The following is a 16,895-nucleotide window of genomic DNA, read 5'->3' as shown; positions in this document are numbered from 1 at the left end:
CCAAATTCTGCATGAGGCCCGCATGACCCAATCCGCCCGCACATCTGCGCTCGACACCGTCACCGCTTATTACGCCGCCTTCAACGCCGAGAATCCCACCGGCATGCTCGCCTGCGTCACCGACGGCATCGAGCACCGCGTCAACGAAGGCGGTATTCGGCTGGGCCGTGAAAAATTCGCCGAATTCTGCGCCCATATGGGGGTGTCTTACCGCGAGCAGTTGAAAGACATTGAGATTTTCGTCAACGAAGCCGGCACCCGCGCTGCAGCCGAATTCACCGTCCATGGCGAGTATCTGAAAACCGATCCGGGCCTGCCCGAGGCCAAAGGCCAGAAATACATCCTGCCAGCCGGATCGTTTTTCGATCTCAAAGATGGCAAAATCAGCCGCATCACCACGTTTTACAACCTCAACGACTGGATCGCTCAGGTCTCAGCATGACCACGGACCTCGCCGCAGAGATCGAAGTCCGCGCCCTGACTGGCGCAGCGCTTGAGGCCGCTCTGGATGGCGTCGCCGCCCTGCGTATCGCGGTTTTTCGTGACTGGCCTTACCTTTACGACGGAAACCTCGAGTATGAACGCGCCTATCTCAACACCTATCGCGACAATCCCGGCGCTTTGCTAGTCGGTGCTTTTCATCAAGGCCGCCTGATCGGCGCTTCAACCTCGACCCTGATGGAAGATCATGCCGAGGCGTTCTCTGCCCCGTTTCGCGCGCTGAACATTCCGCTGGAAAACATCCTCTACGGGGCCGAATCCGTGCTGCTGCCGGAATATCGCGGGATCGGTCTGGGCCACCGCTTCATTGATCTGCGCGAAGCCCACGCCCGCACCATGCAGCGTGCCTATGTCGCGTTCTGCTCGGTCAAACGCCCGGAAAGCCATCCGCTCAAGCCCGCAAACGCCCGCAGCAATGATGCCTTCTGGCTGGGCCGGGGCTATGAGCCGCTGCCCGGCGTGCTGGCCGAATTTGCATGGAAGGACTTGGGCGACAGCGAAGAAACCACCAAACCCCTGCAATTTTGGATGCGCAAGCTTTGAGGTTCCCGCCACCGCGCGCACCGTTTGTCTTGCCAGATTTGGCCGCAGACAAATCTGGCCGCGCCTGCCTGCCCCTCGGCAGGCGCGAAATGCGCCAGCCCAGGCAGGCGCGGCCAGATCAACCAATCGACGGTTTGCGGGAAAAGCCCCCTTGCTAAACGGCTTCCAGCCTTATGAGCAACGAACCGGAAAACTCTGCCCCGCAGAGTTTTCTTTCGGTTCGGTCTCGACCCTAACGCGCTGCGACTCTTGCCTCACCACCGCAAAATGCACCCCTCACTCTCAAGGCCCGCCATGATCCTCGCAGCCGCCGCCTACCCGCTCTCAAACCTTGTCGATTTCGCGGAATATGCCAACAAACTCACCATATGGGTGGAAGATGCCGTCGCCGCAGGCGCGCATCTGCTGGTGTTTCCGGAATATGGCAGCATGGAACTGGCCTCCCTCGCGCCCCGCGCCGTTTCCGAAGATCTGGAGGCCGCCCTGCACGAAGTCGCCCGCCACGCCCCCGCCGTCGACGCCTTGCATTGCCAACTCGCAGCCAAACACAACCTCTATATCCTCGGCGCTTCGGCCCCGTATTTCGGCAATGGGCGCCCGACCAACCGCGCCACTTTCTACGGCCCCAACGGCATCATCGGCCATCAAGACAAGCAGATGATGACACGGTTTGAACGCGAAACCTGGGATGTGGTCGCGGGCAACCCGCTGCAGTTGTTCGACACGCCCTTGGGCAAAATCGGCGTACTGATCTGTTATGACAGCGAATTCCCCCTGCTCGCCCGCGCGCTGATCGAGGCGGGTGCGCAGATCCTTCTCGTGCCGTCCTGCACCGACACTTTGGCCGGCTACACCCGTGTGAAAGTCGGCAGCATGGCCCGCGCGCTGGAAGGTCAATGCGTGGTGGTGCACGCCCCCACCGTCGGCCTGTGCGATTTCTGCCCCGCCGTGGATGAAAACGTTGGTGCCGCCGCGATCTACGGCCCGTCTGACACAGGCTTCCCCGAGACCGGGATTCTCGCCCAAACAGCATTGAACGAACCCGGCTGGGCCGCAGCCGAAATCGACCTCTCCATGATTGAAACCGTGCGTGCCACAGGCTCGGTGTTCAACCACCAACACTGGCCCGAACAAGCCGCCCGCGCCGCCCAAAGCATCGAAATCGTTAAGAATTCGTAAAAATGACCATCTCAATATATTGAAATTACACAACAAAATTTGGTCCCGAGTTGGGACCATCCCCACCCCCGTTATCCTCTGCGCAAAAATATCCCCGCCGGAGGCTCTTTCTTCTCCCTCCACACCCCCGATTTTCCGCTTGAAAATCCCCCCCAACAAGCGCATATCCCCGCCGATGCCTGCGGTTCCCGCGGGCTAAATCCTATTGGAGAGACCATGGCCAAGGAAGATATCCTCGAATTCCCCGGTGTCGTGAAAGAACTCCTGCCCAACGCGACATTCAAGGTTGAACTCGACAACGGCCATGAATTGATCGCAGTGATGGCAGGCAAGATGCGCAAAAACCGCATCCGGGTTCTGGCAGGCGATAAGGTGCAGGTCGAAATGACCCCTTATGATCTGTCGAAAGGCCGCATCAACTACCGCTTCAAGTAAATTGAAGTTTATCCTCGGATCAGGCAGCCCGCGCCGGAAGGAACTTCTGGCGCAGCTTGGCATCATCCCCGACGCCATCCTCCCCCCCGACATCAACGAAGACCCGGTCAAGGGCGAACTCCCCCGCCCCTACTGCGCGCGCCTCGCGCGTGAGAAGGCGCTGGCGATTCCGGCGGGTCCCGATGACATCATCCTGACCGCCGACACCACAGTCGCCCTAGGCCGCCGTATCCTCGGCAAACCCGCCGATGCAGGCGAGGCCGCGCGGTTTCTGACCGATCTTGGCGGGCGCAGACATCAGGTGATTACCGCCATCGCAGTGCGCCGCGGCGACAAGATCTGGAGCCGCGAAAGCGTCTCAGCTGTGAAGATGAAACGGCTGTCCGACGTAGAGCTGAACGCCTATCTCGCGTCGATGGAATGGCAAGGCAAGGCGGGCGGCTATGCCATCCAAGGCGCTGCTGGCGCTTTCATTCCGTGGATCTCGGGCAGTTTTACCGGCATCGTCGGCCTACCCCTTGCAGAAACCTCTGCCCTGCTCAGCGCAGCAGGCTACCCGGTTTGGAAAAGCCTATGACCCGCACCGTCCTTCTGGATACACTGAAAGACCGCCCCGCCGCCGCGCTGATCGTGGAGGGCCAGTTGACTGATCTGGCGATTGACCCGATCACCGACGCGCCCCTACCCGGCGCAATCTACCGCGCCATCGCCGACCGCCCGATGAAGGGCCAAGGCGGGTTGTTCGTGAAACTGCCGGAAGGCTCGGGCTTTTTGCGCCAAACCGCAGGCATCGCCCCCGGTCAACGCCTGCTGGTGCAGATCACTGGCCCAGCCGAGGCAGGCAAGGCCTACCCCGTCACCACGCGGCTGCTGTTCAAATCCCGCTACGCCATCGTCACCCCCGGCGCGCCGGGCCTGAACATCTCGCGCCGGATCAAAGAGGATGCGCTGCGTGACGATCTCGAAGCCCTCGCCAAAGCCGCGATGCAGGGCGCCGATGAGACGCTGGGCCTGATTCTGCGCTCGGCCTGCACCCACGCCAATGATGATGAAATCGCCGAAGACATCGCCGCGATGCGGGAACTCGCGCAGGCGGTGTTGGCGGATGTTCTAGGCAATGCCGAACTGCTGGTCGAGGGCGCAGGCGCGCATGAAACCGCGTGGCGCGACTGGGCGGACCCTGAGCCGGATGAGGTGATCGAAGGCGGCTTTGCCGAGCATGACGTGCTGGAAATGATCGACGCCCTGCTGACCGCGCGCGTGCCACTGAACGAAGGTCACATGATGATCGAACCCACCCGCGCGCTGATTGCGGTGGATGTGAACACCGGCAATGACACCTCGCCAGCTGCTGCACTGAAAGCCAACATCGCCGCCGCCCGCGAACTGCCGCGGCAACTGCGGCTGCGCGGCCTTGGCGGTCAGGTGGTGATCGACTTCGCGCCGATGCCGAAGAAAGACCGCGCCATTCTGGATCAGGTGATCCGCGCCGCGTTCAAATCGGAATCCGAGGTCAACCTGGCAGGCTGGACCACGCTGGGGCTTTACGAGATCACCCGCAAACGCGATCGCTTGCCATTGGCGGAGTTGCTGGCATGAGCTGCCCGATTTGCAACCGCAAGTCTGATGAGAAATACCAACCATTCTGCTCGCGGCGCTGTGCAGATGTTGATTTGGGCAAATGGCTTACGGGCAGCTACACCATCCCGGTTGAGGCGATTGACGACGAAAACCCGGAAGATCTGAGCGATCCGAAAACCCGCCCGCAATGATCTGCGCCACGGTGCATTTTTCTGCCAAAACCCTCTGGACAGCCCCGCGCCTGTGACGTATCACCCCGCCACCAAGCAAGCCAATGCCTTGCAGATGTGCCCGGATAGCTCAGTTGGTAGAGCAGCGGATTGAAAATCCGCGTGTCGCTGGTTCGATTCCGGCTCCGGGCACCACTTTAACTCATTGAAACTACAAGAATACCTCTAATACTGTCCTATGGCAAAGTCATGGGGGTAACTTTTGGGGACACGCTGGGGACACGATCTAAACTCGCACAGGTTTTTAGATCTGAATGGTTCCACTGCCCAAACGGTGTGTGGCGGCGCGGCGGCTTCTGCACAACGGCGCGCTAGCTTCTGCACGGAAATCTTTGCGGCGGTGTTAGCGCACCGCAAAGATCGTGATGCTAGAGGACCGGCACGGCCGAGGCGGCGAACATGCGAGCGTGGGCGTAGACATCAGCCAAAGTAGCCGCATTGACCGGGTCGAACAGATTGATATCCCAGCCCATCAACAGCGCCACACTACGCACCGAACTCGGCCGCCATTCTGGCCCCGATCACCTTCATTTCTCGCGGTGCCTGGTGCACATCGAGTGTGGCGGAGCTGGTGTTCAACGGGGACAGCCCCAGCGCACCGGAATAACCTTCCAGATAAAGATCTTCGGTCGGGACATAGGCGGCCCCGTAGTATTCAGCCGCGCGGCGCAGGGCGGTCTGGGCCGTCCGCCAGCGGGAAGTCGTGTGGGCCACGTTGAAGTCGTAGGCATTTGGTCGCGGGCTGCCAAGAACCAACGGCACGGCACCTTGGCCCTTTACCGATGTGATGATCGCTCCGACGTTGGCCGCCAGCGCATTCAGCGTGACATCGCTGCCTTGGTCATTGGCCCCGAACTGAATGACCACCAGAACAGGTCCGTTGACCTTGGCGGCGGTGATCTGGGTGGACAGATAGCCGAGGCGGGTTGCATAGCCCCCGCTCATCACGCTGCCGCTGATTGTCGCAGCGGCAGTGGTGCCGCCGACGCCCATGTTGAGATAGCTGATCGCCGCCGGATAAGCCTCCTCCAGCGCGGCTTTCAACTCCCACATATAGCCGAAACGGGTGTGGACCTGACCCTGACCGTCGCCAGTGTCATAGGTGGCGATCCCGGTCAGGATGTCAGCACCGAACGGCGGGTTGAACAGCATGCCATCCTTGGCCCGATCATGATAAATGCTGTTTGGCGTGGAGTTCAGAGCCGAGTTGTAGACGGACTGCTGGGCGACGTTGCTGTCGCCATAGCCAATCAAGGTCACTGTCTTTGCAGGGTTCATCAGCCCCTTCATGACGGGCCGCAAGATCGACCGGTTCCGCGACCGGTCTTTACGAGCTTGAGCCGATAGTTTCCGGCGATAGCCCGCCTCGACATCCCAGACCTCGACCACGTCATTGCCGGGATAGTGGATATAGACATGAGCAAGCGGCAGTCGCCCCACCGCGCCAATGGCCGGAATGCGCTCCGCACAATCCCTGTCTGCCTCGACGCCTTTGATCACGCCAATCGCCATCGTCGTAAGGTCAAGATAGATCAGGTCGTATCGGCTTTGTGACCATTCGTAGCTGACGAGGACATTGCGATCTGCGCCGAACTGCGCAGGCAGCGAGATGCAACCATGCTCCGCGATCAGGAGGTAATCGGTGGTATTGGTCAGGACCGCTGCGGTCGCGGCATCCTTGATGACCACGCTGCGCAGGTTCGCCCGCGCAAGCTTGGTCGGCATGTAGCTCCACACCCGAGCGCCTCCTGTCAGCGCCTTCAGCACAGCGGGTTCGTCCGTCACGGTTCCTGACGTCGCAGCATCCAGAACGACGGCACCGGCGAAGGGAACCCGGCCACCATCTGCAGAAACATGCCCAGAAATGTTGACGGTCATCCCCGAAATCGAGCTCACACAGTCGATGACCTCCGAGGACAAATAGGCTGCGGCAGCTTTGATATCAAAGCCGTCAGCCTGCAGCTCATAGCAGTAGACAAATGTCGTCGATGCGACCTGATTGGACCAGGCATTGGCCGGAGCTCCTGCGCGCCGCCACTTGCGATACTGGTCTGTGGTGAGGCCGGATTGCAGCTTGTATTCGATTGCCGACAACACGCGCGTGCCACCCGCATCCAGCGCCTCGATCTCATGGATATAAAGCCGCCCCGCTTCGATGGTTACGCTCGCTCCAAGGGGAAAGGCCGCCACCCCGCGCGGCCCGCCGGGGATCAGACCAAGGGCAGCGGGTGTCAGTGTGGCCGTCGTGCCGTGCTGCGTATCGGACGCATCTCCCGGCCCGGTCGCCATCCAAGCCGCAGCAAGCGGGCGCGACCAGAGCCGATACCGGACCTGCACCGCGTCACTGCTGATCTGAAGTGCAAAACGGCAGGTATTGAATGCCGCACCAGCGGCAACATCGACGCCGCCGACAAAGCCGATACCCCAGTCGTAGGCCCCTCCGGCCAAGTCGAAGAATGCACCGCCGATCCGAGCCGCAACCGCTACCTTGGCGACATCAAACGACGCATTCAGGCCCTGCTGGGTGGAGGAGAGATCGGACTGATTGGCCTTTGCCGCCAAGGCGCTCGCGCTCGGAACTTCGCGCAGCAAGTTAGCGACCGGGCCAGCATCATGCCGATAAACGCGATATTCAATGCCACCGGCAAGAACCGGAACGGAGAACAAGCCCGCGACAGTTGTGCCAGCCAGACCAAGGGCCGTCGTATCGAAGGTTGGAGCCGCGTCGAACGCCACGCTTTGCAGCGCCTCAAGGGCATCGCTCAATGGCTCCAAGGCTTCGGGGCTAAGAAACGGTCCGACCGTTGCGAGCTGCTGAGCAAGTGAAGCGATCAAGATCTGCACCGTTTTGCCGCCGCGATTGGCCATAACGGTGTCGACGATGCTCGCCGGGTCCAGCATGTTCGATGTTACGCCAGCTTCCATGGTTCTCTCCTAGTCGATGATGATTGCGAAGGGGCCAGCCAACGGGCCGGGTGCGCCGTCGCTGTTTTGAGGTTCGAGCCACAGGTATTGCAGCCCTTGTGGCAGGCAGGCGGGGGTCAGTTCGTAGGCGCTGATGGTGTCGATCGACATTGCGGCGGCGGCGTCAAACAGCGGGCCGATTGCACCGGGTGACGTTGGCACGACCAAGCTGCCGCGATGGGCACCGGCGGTGGAGGCGAGGATTGCATCCACCGATGACGCGCCGAGGCAGCGCATGCGGACGTTGTCTGCCGTCCAAGCCGTGATGGTGAAGGCGACCCGCAGCGTGGTGCCCGCAGTCAGGCTTGGCGCTTGGGTGAGGTGCCGATCTGCGGCCCCCGCGACTTTGGTGGCGACGCCCGAGGCAATGCTGACGTCGGTCGGGATCGTCCAGCTCGATGCGTCAGAAAATGCCGGGTTGAGGAATTTGTTAACGCGGGTCTGATCGCCAACGGGCAGCACATAGCTGCGCGCACCCTCTGCAGCATAGGCAGATCCATATGAATCGGTGGCGCGGTTCAAAGTGCCGGTCAGCGAATGGTAGATCTGGATCAGCGCCAGATTGGCGTCCACCGGGGTGATGACGGTCAGGCGCGCACCGCCGAGCAGGGTTTCGACCGTGATGCCCGTGCCGAGCGATCCGGGCAGCGGCAAATCGCTGTCTCCGACGGTGATGCTGACGGTCGCGGAGTTACCACTCTGCACGCCCGCTGCAGAGACAGCCCGAAGGCGAAACTGCACGAGGTTGCTGTGAATGTAGCTTGTGATCTCAGCGCCGCCCTCTGCAGCCGAGATCGTGACCGTGGTCCAACTGCCCGCGCCCGACAGGCGGTGATCGAGCTGATAGCTCGCAGGCGAGATCGCACCGGCACCGGCTGCGAACAGCAGCACGATCAGATCAGGATCATCGGCACCGTCCACACCCGATACGATGGAGGCGAACGAAGGCGTTGCTGGTGCCAAAGCTGACGGGTCCAGATCACTGCCGACGCGGCTTGACCATTCGGGCACCACGGCCTCGGCGGTCAGCGTGTCGATTTCCGGGGCGGCGGCGACGGCGCGAATGATCGAGCATTGATCTTGCGTGGTCTCAACGCCGGTGACGATCACCATCGCGCTTTCTGACGCAGCCGGGCCGAAATGCACGATATCACCGAATACCGGCACAGCGCCGGTGCCGGTCATGGTGAGGGTGTTGGTTTCCCCGACCACCGTTGCCACGGTGCGAACGATGCTCTGGCCGATGGTGTCTTCTTCAGTCAACCCGGCGCGGAAACGCAGGCCATAGGTTTGGCCTTCGACCATCGTCACCAGCTCATCCAGTTCGACCAGGTTGCCAGCGACGCCGCGCACCCGGCCCGCCCATTGCGTGTTGGTCAGCACGTCATGGCTCATTGCCAAGCTGTCGCCGCGCGTGGCGGCGCGGATCGCGCTCTCCTGCGTCACCTCAAAAATATCCGGGCGATATTCGGCCTCAAAGAATCGCCGCAAACCTTCCCGGTAGACAATCTCGGCGTTGGTCAGGCCGGGCAGATCGAGCGTTTCCGTCAGGGTGATATCGCCGCCATAACCGGGGCGGCGGATGATGCGCTGCGCCTCTTTGAAATCGTTGCTCTCATCTGCAAACTTGACCACGAACGCGTGCGGCTTTTCCGCATAGGTTCGGCGGCAACTGAAATTCCACGAATTGCGCGGGCTGATGTGATCGACGATCAGCTCGGCCGGGCGGTCGATGACAACGCCCCAGCGCAGACCGTCATGGCGTGGTGTGGCGCGACCGGCTGCAGCTACCTCCGTCAGGATATCGCGCAGGGTGCTGCCCGCCTGCTCCAGCACCCGGTTGTAATGCAACCCGCGCAGGCGGCAGAAATCATGCCATTCGGTCAGAAGCTCGAGATCGATCTCGGCGTCGGCCGGGATTTTCGGGTTGGCGGGGCATTGCAGGACAAACCGCAGCAGGCTTGCCGGGTTGGAGGTCGCGCGCATCACCCAAGTGCTGGTGACATGATCCCAATCGAGGCAAACCCGCTGCACCAAGGCGCTGAAATTGTCGAGAGCACCATTGAGCTGGTGGGTGGCTTTCACCCGCAAAGCCACCAGCGCTAAAGGGTGCGGATAGTTCAGCGGCTTCTCTGGTCGGATTGTTTGCAGTGCTGCCCAGACCGTGCGCTGTTGTACCGAGGTGCTGTCGGTCTCATCGGTCAGCATGGTCAGTTCGATCTGCCAGCGGCCCCGGCTCGGGAGTTGCCATGTATGTTGACGATAGAAGCCCTCAACTTTCTTGGCGCTGATCGTCAGTGTGGTGACGTCGAGCCAGTCCTCGTCCTGGACGAGCCGCTGGCGGATGCGAATGCTGACGCTGCGGGTGCGTCGCTTGCCCTTGTCGTTGATTTTTACCAATCCAGCAGGCCATGCCAGGATAACCGACGCTTGGCTGGCATCCGCGCCGGTGGTGCGCACCACGGGCTTCTCTTCGGTAGGATCGCCGTCGACCGGCTCGCCCAGATCGTCGCGGATCAGCGGGCGCGTGACTTCGACGCCAATGCTCTCTTCAAGGATCTGATAGGGATACTGCGTGATCGGATCGTCACTGGTGAGACCAAGGCGGATCTCGCTTTCGACCTCGTCATATTCGGTGATCGCTGTTTCGCCGATCCTAAACTCGGAAAGCTCCACCGGGCCTTCGCCGAAGTTCAGCAAGGCATGCACATACTGCCAATCGCCGATGATCTCGGTCCAGGAGCGGGCGGCGAAAGGTGGCGCATAGCGCACCGCCCCCAACACCACCGGCACCGCACCATCCGGGTCCATCCGGTTGCGCCAGCCGCTGATCTGGTAGTTGGGGCGCTTTTCCTCTTTTACCGGCGGGATCAGCGCATTGATCAACATGGTGCCCAACAGATTGACACCGACGCTGATCAAAGCGCCGCCGATGGCCGCAGCACCGGTGCCGGTGATGCCGAGCATCGCCGCAAAAGGGGCACCAAACATCGTGCCAAGCGCGACGGCGGCGATGGAAACCACGATGGACAGGATGCTCTTCAGCGCCCCGTCGCCGGGGATCAGACGGATGACAACCCGCACGCCGGGATTTGGGCGCACCCGATGCCAATCAGCCCGCAAGATCACAGCCGTGCCGCGCGGTGTCACCAGTGCGACGCGGCACCGATCCATATTCGCGTCGGTCAGGCCGGGCAGCGTGGCCCGGACGATCTGCGCAATCGTCAGACCCTCGGGCAACGTGACCTCGATGCGCGCGCAGCCGGGGTCGATGGAGGTGGCGGCGAGGACGGGAATGCCGGTCATTGCAGGCCCCCTTCAACGGTCCTTGAATGGTGTCTGTAGTGGCCCGCAAACCGGCTGCTCCAGACACCCGTTCGATAGTCGCCAACCTTGGCCGCGTCTTCGGCGTCCATGTGGATCATGAAGCCGTGGCGGATCACGATACCCACATGGGTGGTGAAACGACCGCGACGGAAAACAGCCAGATCGTAAGGTGCTGCCTTGCCCGTCACAGCCCGCCAGCTTCCGGCCGCACCATGCATCAGGGCGGAAATCTCGGCGCGCTCGGTTGCCGAGGCATAAGACCCAACATAATCGGGCAGCGCGATCCCCAGCTCGGCCGCGTAGATGACGCAGGCCAAGCCGTAGCAATCGACTCCCTCGCGCGTGCGACCGAGGTCGGCGAAGGGGATGCCAATGTAGCGATTTGACCAGCTCATGCGAGACTCGCAGTCTGGCAAAAGGCCGTGTAGCGTCGGTCACGGAGGGTGTTCCAGCACCGCTCCGCGACCTTCATCCACCCGCGCGTTACCCACGAGAGGACGATTAGAATGGATATGGAAGACGTCGAGGCAAAGTTGAGAGAGATCGAGCTCAACCTACTGGCCCACAAGGCTTTGCTGACCATCGCCTTGGCAGCGGTTACTATCTCAAGCGACAACACACGCCGCGCGCTCGAAGATATGCTTGCACAAGCCGTCGAGGCGCGTGAAATACACATCCCGCCCGCCGCTGGCGAAACCTTGGCAGATCTGTATCCTATCCTGCGGGGTCTTCTTGAGCAGGTGAACAGGCAGCTTTCTGTTCCGCTTCGCCCCCGCTTTCTTCCGACATAGCCCTGAGCACGGCATCGTGCAGGCTGTAGCGCAGCTGGCGTGTTCCGAGACGTTGACGCAGCAGCGGGCAGCAAAACGGACAGTGTTCGGTCATGGCGAAAACTCCTCATGGATGCAGTCCCGGAAAGTTCATCCGCGTCATGCGGCCGGGGGGAAACATTTCAAGCTCGACCTCGTCGCGGCTGATCTGCAGCGTGATCTCGCCCGCGTTGATGTCGGCCGAGACCAGCTGCAGCCCGCCCCATTCCGCCTCGATCAGATCGGGGGTGTCGGCCATCACGACTCCGATGCTGATCGTCGCCGGATCGGTGAACGACCGCAGCAGGGAGACCATTTCGCTGCTTAGGTTTTCCAGCACGATCCGGGCGCTGGCGGGTGCGTCATCAGCATCACCGGGCAGAACGGCCGAGGCGATGACCCACAGAAACGGCTCCGTCACCGGGTTAGCACCGCGCCAGTTAGAGCGCGTGCCGTAGTAAAGCGGATCGTCAGAAATCCGTTCGGTGTTGTCGGTTGAGAGCCGGATCGGTGCCGCGAGGTCGGGATGCTCGACCAGGATCAGCGCGACTTCGATCTCGGAGGAGGCCATCGCGTCCTGGGCGTGACGCGCATTGAGCGAAAGTCTCCTCATGGCATCACCACCACAGAAAACGTCTTGCGGAACTGTCTACCTTGAATGCTCTCGACGGGCGGTTGATCGCCCCAAGAGCAAAGCCAGCGGCCTGAGAGCAGCAACGGCACGCCGGGAGAAACCAGCAGCGGCACGCCTTCAGAGGTCAGCAACGGCCAACCTTCCGTGGTCGGATCGGGCATGTAGAACAGCCGCGAGCCTTCGGAGCAGTGATCGTGGAAAAACTGGTCGAAAACCTGACGCTGGCCGCGCGTCAGCAGCACCGACATGTTCGCGGTCTTCGCAGCGCCAGAAAACCGCCGCCGAAAAGCCGGAGGCCCCGCGTCGGACTGGCGCTTGCGGCGCGCGTCCTGTGGGGTGAGTTGCCAACTGGAGCGCTCCGGCCGGGGCAATGTCGGTGGCCAAGTCATGATCATGTCCGGCCCCTGCCGAGACGCGTCATGCCGAAGGTCGATTTCATAGTCTTGGCTCCCTTGCCGCCCGGCGTGGCCATGCCTTCGCCAACAAGTTCGGAAACGATCCAGCGTTGTTGGCGCTGACCGCGTGCATCCGTGGTTTCCTCAACTTGCAGATCGACCGGGCGCGAGGTCTGGTTCACCAGCACCGGCTGCAACTGGATGACTGATCCATTGCTGTTGGCGGCGTTCGGCATGCTCCGCGATGTCAGGATATCGCGGGTCTGCGACGCGGTCCAAATCCGGGACGCGCCGGTTGCCTCCAGTTCGGGGCCGTTTTCACCAACGATGCGCAGGCCGCCCCAGAAGTCCCCGCCATCGGCAAAACCGGGAATGCCGATAGCACCGGCGAGACTGCCGATGAGCGCCGACAGAAAGCCACCCGAGCCGCCGCCGTTGCCAGCACCGGAAAGACCCTGCGCAAGCGCATTCCCGAACACGTCAAAGCCGGTGCCGAGCGTGCCGAGATTGGTGGTGGCATCGGTCGCGGTGGTGCCGAACTTCATCAGGGCCTTGTCGGCCATCATCGCGCCAGCATTCACCGGCTCGATATGCCAAGGCTCGTTCTGCATCCTGAAGCCCAAGCCATATTGCCCGGCGTTCTGATGCGCCCAATCTTGCGCACCGGGCGCATTGAACTTCAGATCAGCCGCCAGCCCGTGGTTATGCCGCGATGAACCGGGCGGTGCGACCCATTTGCGGGCTTCGGCCTCTGATCCATACTTTTGCAGCGCCTCTTGCCAAAGCTGCGCCTGACGCTCGTTCGAGCGAAAGCCCGAGCTGACTTGAATCGCATTGGGGCCAAACTTCTGCGCAGCCGCCTGCATCATCGCGGCCAATGGATCAGCAAAGCCACCATTAAGCCCCGAAATCGCATCCGGCCGTGTGCCGCCGCCAATAGCGGCAGAGCGCAAAAATGCCTGCGTTTGGGCCGACGCGGCCTGTCCCGCGATAGGCGCGCCAGTTAGATTTGCAGCACCGGCCCCCGACATAAACGACGCAACGCCCGGCCCCGTAAGCGTCAGGTTCATCGCGCTGACCGTCATGGATTGCACCGATGACGTCGCCCGCGATACCAGCGCTGCTTCGTCCACCGGACGCTTCCCGCTCAGCTGCGCCCAGATGCCTTGCAGCCCGCCAACATCGCCAAGCGTGCCAAGATTGGTGCCAAACAGGGCGTTTTTCAGAGGATTGCGCACCGCAAGATCGAAGAAACCCTTCTCGATCTCGCCAATCATTTCCTCGAATGCACCGCCGATATCGCCCCCGCGCAGCTTGTCGAGTACGCCGTCGATCGCGCTTTCGCCCGCCGACTGGACGCGCTTCCAAGCATCGGCTTGCGCCTCAATCTCGCGTGACATTTCGACCTGGGCGACGGTGTTGCGCCGCACCAGCTCGGCCTGATCGCCAGTAAGGCCAAGACGGGCGATCTCGCGTTCAGCCTGTGCCAAGCCCAATACGCGCGTGCGAACGGCCTCGGATTGCCCCATGAGGGCTAGCTCCAACTGAAGCAGCTGCGTTCCTTCTGCCTGCGTGCGCAGGTAATCCGCCTGCGATTGTCCGAGTTCCGACAAAACCCGCGCCCGCACGCGAGCCGATTCAGCCGCGGCAACTTGCGTGCTGGCCCCGGCAGCGATCTGGGCGGCGTATTCCTTCTCGGCCTCTATCTGGGCGCGCACATAGGGGTTCAACTCAGCGGCGGAACGGGCATCGAACGCATCACCGGCAGCGCGGTTGGCGGTATCGGCCAATGCTTTTTGCTCGTCGCGGGCCGCCTCAGCTGCGGCTTTCTGGATGGCCCTGAAGCGTTCCACTTCCGCATCCATCCCGACCAGCTTCCGCTTGCGGATCTCGATTTCGGCCTCAGCCAGAGCATTCGCCTTCTGACGCTCGGCATTGCTGGCCCCGATCAAAGAGGTTTCGCGTTGGATTGCTGCAAGCTGATCCTGTTGATCGCGAACGCGCTGGCGGCCTGCCTCGACAACTGCCCTCGACAGTTCGACCTGCTTTGCCGTGAGTGCGTTATGGGCTTCTTGCCATTGCGCGCTGTCCTTAAGGACGCCCAGTTCTTTAAGCCGGATATCCAGATTTTCACTAGCCTGCTGGGCTTTCAGCTTCTCAACTGCCAAGCTGTCGGCTCCGAATTGTGCCGTCGCGGACAGCAAGGCCGCTTCTTGCCGATATCCCAGCACCATCTCTTCGACTTGACGTTTGATCGTCTCTTTGCGGGCGGTTTCGATAGCCTGAATGCCCAGCAGAACGTCAGCTTGTTCTTTGATCAGGTCGATCAAGCCTTGTTCCTGCTCGGAAATACCGCCCTTCAGAGTGGCCAGATAACTGACCTGCCCGAGCAGCTTCTGCATAGCCGCTGTCTGTGCATCGATCCCATCAGCCTTCTCGAAATCGCGCACCGACTGATCAAGAGATGACAGGCTATTGGCATAGGGGCTCCGCCCACCATACCCAGCATTGGGCAGGGCGAAGAACTCAGTAATTTGAGACGCGTTTCCGCCACGCCCATTGTCGACAGCCATCGTGCCCAGCGTTTCCCGGATGGCCGAGCTGGTGGCTTTGAGCTTCTGATCGAGTGAAAGCCTGTCCAGATTGGCTAGGATGGTATAAAGGCCCTGAGCTGCTCCGGCTCCGGCACCAAATTGTCTGGCAAGATCTGCCGAACTGCTGCCTGCGAGGTCGGCTGTAGACTTGTATCGCTCAAAGGCCGTTGTCAGATCGCCCATTCGCTCTTCAAGCGTCTTGGCGTTGCCTGCGAGTGACATCAGTCCCTGAATACCAACTGCCCCCAGCGTGACCAACCCAATCGTAACGAGGCTGGTCATGTTGAAGATTGACAGAAGCCCCTGCGCCATCGCCTTGGCTGCGGTCGCCCCACCACCCATTTGCTGGGCAATGCCCGCCAGTTGCGAACCCTGTTGCAGACCGATCATTGCAGGGTGCATGCCCATCGCGGCTGTCACACCAACGTCAAACCCTTGCGCGCCAATATTGGCCGCATAGGCGCTGGACGCCCCACCCGGACGTTGCTGCCCCGGCTGCGTTGGCATCAAGCGTTCAGCCGCGCCTGTGCGCGCCGCAGCTGCCTCCCGCGCAGTAATCGCGCCGATCCGCTCGGCCTCAGCGATGCGATCGAGCTGCTGCTCATACTGACGGCTCGCCGCAAACAGCGGATTGAAGCTGGCGCGGACATCATCCAGAGCGGATTGATAAACCCGCGTCGCTGCGGCCTGCTCGAGCATCTCCCGGCCTTGGGAACCAAGTGTGACCGTGAAACCGGCCGTTGCCTGTTGCAGCGAGGCGACAGAGGTTTCGGTGGCTTTGTAGGCCGCTTGCAAAGGTGCAACCGATCCAGCCGGATTGGCCAAAGGCGCGACCATTGCGCGCGCGCGGGCTTCGCCAGCCCGCTTTTCAGCCGCCACAAGCTGTTCTTGCGCACCCACTGCCTTGGCGGCCGCCTGCGTGAGGCTTTCCAGATCGGTGGCCTGCTGGCGCGCCGATGCGCCCGCTTTAGCGGACGCGGCAGACAAAGCCTGCACGGTGCCGGTGAAATCGTTCACACCGGATTTCGCGGCGGCGATACCCTCGGCCTTGAAGACCATTGAGAAATTAAACTGACCGCCGCTCACCTGTCCGTCTCCCTGAATGCGGTCAATGCCGCGTCTTCCATCATCCGCAACTCGTTAAAAACCGTGTCGGGGTCTTCCAGTCGCGACCGGCGCAGCACCACGTCGACCGCGCTGTAGTCGAGACCGTCATGGACCAGCGGCCCCATCCCCTGCCGCATGCGCCACTGCGTTTCGCAGGCGAGCCAAGCGCTGAAGGTGTCGTGGTTCCCGGCCATGATCTCGATGGCTTCGATCTCGGCCGGGATGTCGTCTTTGGGCACGACGACCCCCCATCGAGCGAACTGGGCGGCGAGGTCGTCATCCACTTCGACTGGGACGGTGGTGTCGGCGCGGCCGATCCGCGAGAGCGCCCATGCCCTCGCGGCGGCTGTCAGTTTCCCAAGCGGGCCTTGTCACCCGTCATCGACTGCTGCAGCGCCTCTTGAACCGCTTGCCGGAACCACGATTGCTGCATCGCCTGATCGAACAATTCGGGGCTGAACGGGATCGGCGATTTATCCTCGTCGATCACGCCGTCCCAGTTCTTGACGACACGCAGGGATTGCTTCGCCTCGTGCGCAACCAGATCGGCCATCGTCACGAGTTTCGCGGCCTCTTCCTGCGCCGCCAGCTGCTCG

Annotated in this window: 16 protein-coding genes and 1 tRNA gene; 9 read left to right on the top strand and 8 right to left on the bottom strand. The window is 61.7% G+C overall.

The window, feature by feature from the left end; translation table 11 throughout:
• Positions 1-22: 22 nt before the first annotated feature.
• The 8 genes from U1A24_RS08690 (at position 23) to U1A24_RS08655 (ending at position 4,604) form a co-directional block, all read left to right on the top strand.
• A complete protein-coding gene (locus U1A24_RS08690; protein ID WP_322321587.1) occupies positions 23-442 on the top strand; it encodes a nuclear transport factor 2 family protein in 420 nt (139 codons plus the stop codon).
• Positions 439-1,044 (top strand): GNAT family N-acetyltransferase, encoded by a 606-nt coding sequence (locus tag U1A24_RS08685; RefSeq protein WP_322321586.1) that lies wholly within the window; start codon positions 439-441, stop codon positions 1,042-1,044. The genes U1A24_RS08690 and U1A24_RS08685 overlap by 4 nt, the downstream gene beginning before the upstream one ends.
• 294 nt (positions 1,045-1,338) lie before the next feature.
• Positions 1,339-2,223, top strand: a complete 885-nt coding sequence (locus tag U1A24_RS08680) for a carbon-nitrogen hydrolase family protein (RefSeq protein WP_322321585.1) — start codon at positions 1,339-1,341, stop codon at positions 2,221-2,223.
• 216 nt (positions 2,224-2,439) lie between these two features.
• Positions 2,440-2,658, top strand: a complete 219-nt coding sequence (gene infA / locus U1A24_RS08675; RefSeq protein WP_054005112.1) for a translation initiation factor IF-1 — start codon at positions 2,440-2,442, stop codon at positions 2,656-2,658.
• A gap of 1 nt (position 2,659) precedes the next feature.
• Positions 2,660-3,235 carry a nucleoside triphosphate pyrophosphatase gene (locus tag U1A24_RS08670; RefSeq protein ID WP_322321584.1) on the top strand — a complete coding sequence of 192 codons (576 nt, stop codon included), beginning with the start codon at positions 2,660-2,662 and terminating at the stop codon, positions 3,233-3,235.
• Complete coding sequence (locus U1A24_RS08665; RefSeq protein WP_322321583.1) at positions 3,232-4,257, top strand: ribonuclease E/G; 1,026 nt, start codon at positions 3,232-3,234, stop codon at positions 4,255-4,257. Before U1A24_RS08670 ends, U1A24_RS08665 begins: the two co-directional genes overlap by 4 nt.
• Complete coding sequence (locus U1A24_RS08660) at positions 4,254-4,430, top strand: DNA gyrase inhibitor YacG (protein ID WP_322321582.1); 177 nt, start codon at positions 4,254-4,256, stop codon at positions 4,428-4,430. Before U1A24_RS08665 ends, U1A24_RS08660 begins: the two co-directional genes overlap by 4 nt.
• A gap of 98 nt (positions 4,431-4,528) precedes the next feature.
• A tRNA-Phe gene (locus tag U1A24_RS08655) sits at positions 4,529-4,604 on the top strand.
• Between the two features lie 351 nt (positions 4,605-4,955).
• Here U1A24_RS08655 and U1A24_RS08650 read toward each other — a convergent pair.
• From U1A24_RS08650 to U1A24_RS08640, 3 genes are read right to left on the bottom strand one after another with little or no spacing between them, the layout of a single operon-like run.
• Entirely contained in the window at positions 4,956-7,394 is a 2,439-nt protein-coding gene (locus U1A24_RS08650) for an SGNH/GDSL hydrolase family protein (RefSeq protein ID WP_322321581.1), read from the bottom strand.
• A gap of 9 nt (positions 7,395-7,403) precedes the next feature.
• The gene (locus U1A24_RS08645; RefSeq protein WP_322321580.1) at positions 7,404-10,739 is read right to left on the bottom strand and encodes a phage tail protein; all 3,336 of its coding nucleotides are present in this window, start codon (positions 10,737-10,739) and stop codon (positions 7,404-7,406) included.
• Positions 10,736-11,155: an NlpC/P60 family protein gene (locus U1A24_RS08640; protein WP_322321579.1), complete on the bottom strand. Its 420-nt coding sequence runs from the start codon at positions 11,153-11,155 to the stop codon at positions 10,736-10,738. Before U1A24_RS08640 ends, U1A24_RS08645 begins: the two co-directional genes overlap by 4 nt.
• 111 nt (positions 11,156-11,266) lie before the next feature.
• On the opposite strand from U1A24_RS08640, the gene U1A24_RS08635 reads away from it, so the two are divergent.
• Complete coding sequence (locus U1A24_RS08635; protein WP_322321578.1) at positions 11,267-11,551, top strand: hypothetical protein; 285 nt, start codon at positions 11,267-11,269, stop codon at positions 11,549-11,551.
• 106 nt (positions 11,552-11,657) lie between these two features.
• Here U1A24_RS08635 and U1A24_RS08630 read toward each other — a convergent pair whose 3' ends face one another.
• The 5 genes from U1A24_RS08630 to U1A24_RS08610 form a co-directional block, all read right to left on the bottom strand.
• Positions 11,658-12,182: a hypothetical protein gene (locus tag U1A24_RS08630; RefSeq protein WP_322321577.1), complete on the bottom strand. Its 525-nt coding sequence runs from the start codon at positions 12,180-12,182 to the stop codon at positions 11,658-11,660.
• Positions 12,179-12,598: a hypothetical protein gene (locus U1A24_RS08625; protein WP_322321576.1), complete on the bottom strand. Its 420-nt coding sequence runs from the start codon at positions 12,596-12,598 to the stop codon at positions 12,179-12,181. Before U1A24_RS08625 ends, U1A24_RS08630 begins: the two co-directional genes overlap by 4 nt.
• Entirely contained in the window at positions 12,595-16,278 is a 3,684-nt protein-coding gene (locus tag U1A24_RS08620) for a D-alanyl-D-alanine carboxypeptidase family protein (RefSeq protein WP_322321575.1), read from the bottom strand. The genes U1A24_RS08625 and U1A24_RS08620 overlap by 4 nt, the downstream gene beginning before the upstream one ends.
• Positions 16,275-16,583 (bottom strand): DUF1799 domain-containing protein, encoded by a 309-nt coding sequence (locus U1A24_RS08615; RefSeq protein ID WP_322321574.1) that lies wholly within the window; start codon positions 16,581-16,583, stop codon positions 16,275-16,277. Before U1A24_RS08615 ends, U1A24_RS08620 begins: the two co-directional genes overlap by 4 nt.
• Positions 16,584-16,648: 65 nt before the next feature.
• On the bottom strand, positions 16,649-16,895 hold a 247-nt coding region (locus tag U1A24_RS08610), incomplete at its 5' end, for a hypothetical protein (protein ID WP_322321573.1).

It is taken from the genome of Cypionkella sp., from assembly GCF_034376685.1.
Classification (GTDB): domain Bacteria; phylum Pseudomonadota; class Alphaproteobacteria; order Rhodobacterales; family Rhodobacteraceae; genus Cypionkella.
The sequence above is the reverse complement of the archived record's forward strand: the minus strand, read 5'-3'. Positions and strand labels throughout refer to the sequence as shown.